Genomic DNA, 6,457 nt, shown 5'->3' with positions numbered 1-6,457 from the left:
TTACGTGCTAACTCGTAGAATTTATCTGGTACTGTAACACCTAGTGACAATGTCTTAACACGTACCTTTTCATCGGCGTTCTCTTTCTTAGTAGAAAGGAAAGCAAGGATATCTGGGTGGAAAACATCCAGATAAACAACACCGGCACCTTGGCGTTGACCAAGTTGGTTTGAGTAAGAGAAGCTGTCTTCGAAAAGCTTCATAACTGGGACAACTCCAGAAGCAGCACCAGCATATCCTTTGATAGGAGCACCAGCTTCACGAAGGTTAGATAGACTAATACCTACCCCTCCACCAATACGAGATAATTGGAGAGCAGAGTTAATAGAACGACCGATGGAATTCATGTCATCCGTTACTTGAATAAGGAAACATGAAACGAGTTCTCCACGACGACTGCGTCCAGCATTTAAAAATGAAGGAGTAGCAGGTTGATAACGTTGGTGAATCATTTCGTTAGCAAGGTCACTAGCTAGGTTTTCATCACCATCAGCGAAGTAAAGAGCATTGAAAAGAACACGATCTTCAATACTTTCAAGGTATGACTCGCCATCATTTGTTTTGAGAGCATATTGTTGGTAGAACTTGTAGGCTGCCATGAAAGATTGGAAGCGGAATTTTTGAGAATGAATTTCTGCAGATAATTTTTCGATGAAAGCAGGTTCGTATTTACCGATGAATTCAGACTCAATATAGTCGTTTTCAATCAAATAATTAATTTTATCTGTGATGCTGTTGAATGCCATTGAATTTGGCTTAACATTTTCAAGGAAAAAGGCACGAAGCGCTTCTTTATCCTTATGCAAAGGAATTTGACCGTTTACAGGACGGTTAATTTCGTTGTTGAGGCGGAAGTAAGAAACATCGCCAAGATTTTTTAAAGACATAATACAGATACCAGGCCTAGTTTAAAGGTAGATTAAGGCTAACATATTAAACTAAGCAAACAAGTTCCTTTCTATATAAAAATAAAAACTTGATAATTAAAGGATTTCTTTAAGTTTAGCCGGTTGGAAACCTGAAAAGACGATGTCGCCTGCTTCAATGACTGGAGCAGCAGTAAAACCTAGGCTTTTGACGTAATCAATTTTTTCCGGTTGTTCATCGATGTTGATTTCTTCGAAATCAGCGCCTTCCTTTTCCAAGAATTTTTTTGTCATTTTGCATTGCATGCAGTTGTTTTTTGAAAACAATGTAATCTTTGCCATTGCAATTACTCCTTTTTTAAAAGATTTTAAGTGACTAGGAATCACTTTTTAGAACTCTAATAGGATACCCAAAATATTGGGAAAAATCAAGCTAAATTACTTAAGGAAATACAATATTTTGTGTTTAGTATTGAAACACAACCCTATATCTTGTGTTTTAAAGGCTTTTTTTAGTTTCCTTAAATTAAATAGAATTTGTTTATGGAAATGACTAAAATATCAACAGCTAACTAAAGATGTCATAAAATATGACACCAAAATGCCGATTCTATTTGTTTTTTCAAAAAAAACAGTGTAGAATAAAGGAAATTTTTTAACCAATGGAGGTTCAAGTATGCAAGAATACTGTTCAAATCTAACTGTAAATGGTAAGACATTCTCTTTTTATGATCTCGAAAAAGCAGCAAAATCTTATGATGTTAAGGTCGGAGAACTACCTTATAGCATTCGAATACTACTTGAAAGTCTCCTCCGAAAAAAAGATGGTGTTGATGTAAAGGAATCTCACATTTCTGACCTAATGAAATTTCCGAATTTTCCGACAATTTCTGAAGTACCATTTAAACCTAGTCGTGTCATTTTACAAGATTTCACAGGGGTTCCTGTTGTCGTTGACTTGGCCTCAATGCGAGATGCTATAGTGTCTAATGGTGGTAAAGCAGAGCTTATTAATCCAGAGATTCCAGTAGATTTGGTCATTGACCACTCTGTTCAAGTCGACTCATATGGATGTGATACAGCGCTTGAAGATAATATCAATCTAGAATTTAAACGTAACAATGAGCGCTACGAATTTCTTAAATGGGCCGAACAGTCTTTTGAAAATTACCGTGCGGTTCCACCAGCTACAGGTATTATTCACCAGGTTAATATTGAGTTTCTAAGTGATGTCATTATTGAAAAAGATGGGCTACTATATCCTGACTCTATGTTTGGTACAGATAGTCACACAACGATGATTAATGGTATTGGTGTTCTGGGTTGGGGTGTCGGCGGAATTGAAGCTGAAGCAGCTATGTTAGGTGAAGCTTCCTATTTCCCAATTCCAGAGGTTATTGGTGTACATTTAACAGGTGAACTGCCTAAAATTGCTACGGCAACAGACTTGGCTCTCAAGATTACTCAGGTACTTCGTTCTGAAAATGTTGTTGGTAAATTTGTAGAGTATTTTGGTTCTGGCTTAAAAAGCCTATCTCTAGCCGATCGTGCTACAGTCGCTAATATGGCACCAGAATATGGGGCAACTTGTGGTTATTTTCCTATTGATGACGAAACTCTTAACTATATGCGCTTAACTAACCGTGATGAGGAACATATCCAGATCACGGAAGCCTACACGAAAGCCAATCATCTGTTTTATGACCCAAGTAAAGAAGCCAAGTATACTAAGGTTGTTGAAATTGATTTGTCAACCATTAAACCTTCTATCTCAGGTCCTAAACGTCCACAGGATTTGATCCTCTTATCCGATGCTAAGCAAGAATTTCAGGATGCAGTGGTACGAGAAGCAGGTGTGCGTGGCTTTGGATTGGATAAGGAAGAGTTAGAAAAAACGGCAAAAGTTGATTTTGAGGATCATTCAGAAACAATTCAAACGGGTCATGTGGCCATTGCTGCGATCACATCATGTACCAATACCTCAAATCCTTACGTTCTTATGGCGGCTGGTCTTTTAGCTAAAAAAGCAGTTGAGAAAGGGTTAAAGGTATCTCCAACGGTGAAGACATCTTTGGCACCAGGTTCTAAAGTTGTTACTGGTTATCTTAAAGCTTCAGGCTTGCAAAGCTACTTAGACAAGCTTGGCTTCAATTTGGTAGGTTACGGATGTACGACGTGTATTGGTAACTCGGGAGATTTACGTCCTGAGGTAGCTAAGGCTATTGTAGACAAGGACTTACTAGCGAGTGCCGTTCTGTCAGGAAATCGTAACTTTGAAGGGCGTATTAATCCTCTCGTAAAAGCAAATTTCTTAGCTAGCCCACCATTGGTTGTTGCCTACGCTTTGGCTGGTAACACTAATATTGATTTGACAAGGGAGCCTTTAGGTTTTGACGACAATGGGCAAGCCGTCTATCTAGAAGATATTATGCCATCACGTGATGAAATTGAAGCTTATGTGGATAAATATGTAACCCGTCAACTTTTCCGAGACGAATACGCTAGTGTCTTCTCTGACAGTGAGAAGTGGAATGCCATCCCTACTGAACAGAGCCAAAATTATAAATGGAATCAAAAGTCTACCTATATTCAAAATCCACCTTACTTTGATGCTTTAGGAGATGATTTGACCATTAAACCTTTGAATAATTTGAAGGTATTGGCTAAATTTGGAGATACGGTTACAACAGACCATATTTCTCCAGCTGGTAATATTGCTAGAAATAGTCCAGCAGCACGCTATTTGTCTGAAAATGGTGTAGATTATCAAGAATTTAATTCTTATGGTAGTCGTCGTGGAAACCATGAAGTCATGATGCGAGGAACTTTTGCTAATATTCGTATCAAAAATGAGTTGGCAGAAGGAAAAATTGGTGGATTTACTAAATATGAAGGTGACATTCTACCTATATATGATGCTGCTATGAAATATAAAGAAGCTAATCGAGATACTCTTGTAATTGCTGGTAAGGATTATGGGATGGGCTCAAGTCGTGACTGGGCAGCTAAAGGGGCAAATCTTCTTGGTGTAAAAGTAGTACTTGCTGAGAGTTTTGAGCGTATTCACCGTTCAAATCTAGTCATGATGGGAATTTTGCCGGTACAATTTATGGAAGGAGAAAATGCTGAAACTCTTGGATTGACAGGACATGAGATCTTTAGCTTTGATCTTTCAGAAAATCCAGGTGTTCATGATGTTATCACTGTTACAGCTTCAACACCTGAACAAACCAAAACTTTCAAAGTACTGGTTCGTTTTGATGCAGATGCTGATATTCGCTACTATAAAAATGGTGGTATCTTGCCTATGGTTGTAAGAAAAAAATTGAAGGGAGCCTAATATGACAACAGTTGAAATTAATGGACTTAAGGATATGATTGCCTGTAATACTAGGATTTCATCTATTATTGATGACCATTTATCCTATGCAGGATATGATATTTCCGAGTTTATGGATAATAAGGCGTCTTTTGAGGAAGTGATTTATCTGCTGTGGAATGGTCATCTTCCAACGCAAATGGAACTCAAGTATTTTGAGGCCGAGTTACGTAAGAACTATGACATTTCAGATGCTGTAGAACAATGTATTCTTATCCAATCTCGCCCCCATTTACACCCGATGAGTGTTCTTCGTTCAACAGTTTCCCTTCTTGGGGTTTATAATGTGGATGCTGAGGAAAGATCCATGGAAGCTATTTATCAGCAAAGCATAGAATTAATGGCTAAATTGCCAACTATCATCACGACTTTTGCACGTTTACGCACCGGTAAAATGCCTCTTAAACCACGTAAAGATTTAGGTTTTGCGGCGAATTTTCTTTACATGTTGAATGGTGTTGATCCTTCTGAAATTGAAATCGAAGCTATGAATAAGGCCTTAATCCTTCATGCTGACCATGAATTGAATGCCTCAACTTTTGCGGCGCGAGTTTGTGCTTCGACCCTAACAGATATTTATTCTTGTGTCACGACAGCTATTGGTGCCCTAAAAGGTCCACTTCACGGTGGGGCCAATGAACGTGTCTTTGATATGTTAAAAGAAGTTCGTGAATCTGGTGATGTCAATGCATACTTGCAGGAAAAACTTGATTCTAAAGAAAAAATCATGGGATTTGGACACCGTGTTTACAAGAAACAAGATCCTCGTGAGATTTTCCTTAGAGATATGGCCAAGAAGCTGACAGAGGGTACAGAGAATGAAGAATTCTTTAATATGTCTCAAGAAATTGAAGAGTTCATGAAAGATAAGAAGGGATTGATTCCCAATGTAGACTTCTATTCAGCCACTGTATATCATACGCTAGGAATTGACAGTGATATCTTTACACTCATCTTTGCTATGAGTCGAGTTGCCGGTTGGATTGCACATATTCAAGAGCAACAAAAAAATAACAAATTGATTCGTCCACGTTCACAGTATATCGGACAAGAAAACATGACTTATATTCCTTTAGAAAAACGCTAGGGAGGAAAAATATATGGCAGAAAAAATCCTTATGACTAATGGCAAGCTCCAAGTTACTGATAATCCGATTATTCCTTTTATTGAAGGGGATGGTGTTGGACGTGATATTTGGAAGAATGCTCAAGCAATTTTTGATAAAGCAGTGGAAGTAGCCTATGGAGGACAGCGTCGTATTGAGTGGCGAGAGCTTTTGGCAGGTAAAAAGGCTTATGACAAAACAGGTGAGTGGTTGCCACAAGAAACTTTAGAGGCTATTCGAGAAAGCTTGGTAGCTATTAAGGGGCCACTTGAAACACCTGTCGGAGGAGGAATTCGTTCTTTAAATGTAGCTTTGCGTCAAGAACTTGATCTCTACGCTTGTGTCCGACCTGTTCGCTATTTTGAAGGAGTAGAAAGTCCACTTAAGGAACCAGAAAAAACAGACATTACTATTTTCCGTGAGAATACTGAGGATATTTATGCGGGAATTGAATGGGAAACAGGAACAGTCGATGTAGAGCGCGTGATTGCTTTTCTTCAAACAGAAATGCATGTCGAAAAAATTCGCTTTCCCAAGTCAAGTAGTATTGGAATTAAGCCTATATCAATAGAAGGAAGTAAACGATTGATTCGTTCAGCTATTGACTATGCCCTTAAGAACAATCTAAAGAAAGTGACATTGGTGCATAAAGGGAATATTCAAAAATTCACAGAAGGTGGCTTTCGTAAATGGGGCTATGAAGTGGCTGAGGAAGAATATAAGGAAGATTTGCTTGCTGGTCGTTTAGAAGTTAATGATATAATCGCTGATAATTTTCTACAACAGATTCTTTTGAATCCCGAAAAATTTGATGTTGTTGCCTTAACCAACTTGAATGGTGATTATGCTAGTGATGCTTTAGCTGCACAGGTTGGTGGTATCGGAATCTCTCCTGGAGCTAACATTAACTATCAAACAGGTCATGCTATCTTTGAAGCTACCCATGGAACAGCTCCAGATATTGCGGATCAAGATAAGGCTAACCCTTGCTCAGTTCTATTATCTGGCTGTATGCTTTTAGAGTATATCGGTTGGTCTGAAGCAGCTCAACTCATTATACGTGCTATTGAAAAAAACTTTAAATCAGGGATTTTTACAGCTGACTT

General features: G+C 38.3%; 5 protein-coding genes. 3 read left to right on the top strand and 2 right to left on the bottom strand.

Annotated elements, in window-relative coordinates:
• Both RWZ99_RS08495 and nrdH read right to left on the bottom strand, forming a co-directional pair.
• Positions 1–887: ribonucleotide reductase N-terminal alpha domain-containing protein (locus tag RWZ99_RS08495; protein WP_314678038.1), on the bottom strand; the 887-nt coding region annotated here is incomplete at its 3' end.
• Positions 888–983: 96 nt separating this feature from the next.
• Positions 984–1,208 (bottom strand): glutaredoxin-like protein NrdH, encoded by a 225-nt coding sequence (gene nrdH, locus RWZ99_RS08490; RefSeq protein WP_003096895.1) that lies wholly within the window; start codon positions 1,206–1,208, stop codon positions 984–986.
• A gap of 334 nt (positions 1,209–1,542) precedes the next feature.
• Here nrdH and acnA point away from each other — a divergent pair, with 334 nt between their 5' ends.
• The 3 genes from acnA to icd form a co-directional block, all read left to right on the top strand.
• On the top strand, positions 1,543–4,206 hold the full coding sequence (gene acnA, locus RWZ99_RS08485; RefSeq protein ID WP_314678025.1) for an aconitate hydratase AcnA: 2,664 nt from the start codon (positions 1,543–1,545) through the stop codon (positions 4,204–4,206).
• 1 nt (position 4,207) lies between these two features.
• Entirely contained in the window at positions 4,208–5,332 is a 1,125-nt protein-coding gene (locus RWZ99_RS08480) for a citrate synthase (protein ID WP_314678023.1), read from the top strand.
• A gap of 13 nt (positions 5,333–5,345) precedes the next feature.
• Positions 5,346–6,457: NADP-dependent isocitrate dehydrogenase (icd, locus tag RWZ99_RS08475; RefSeq protein WP_314678021.1), on the top strand; the 1,112-nt coding region annotated here is incomplete at its 3' end.

It is taken from the genome of uncultured Streptococcus sp., from assembly GCF_963545685.1.
In the GTDB taxonomy this organism is placed as follows: Bacteria; Bacillota; Bacilli; order Lactobacillales; family Streptococcaceae; genus Streptococcus.
This window is presented reverse-complemented; position numbering and strand designations above follow the sequence as displayed.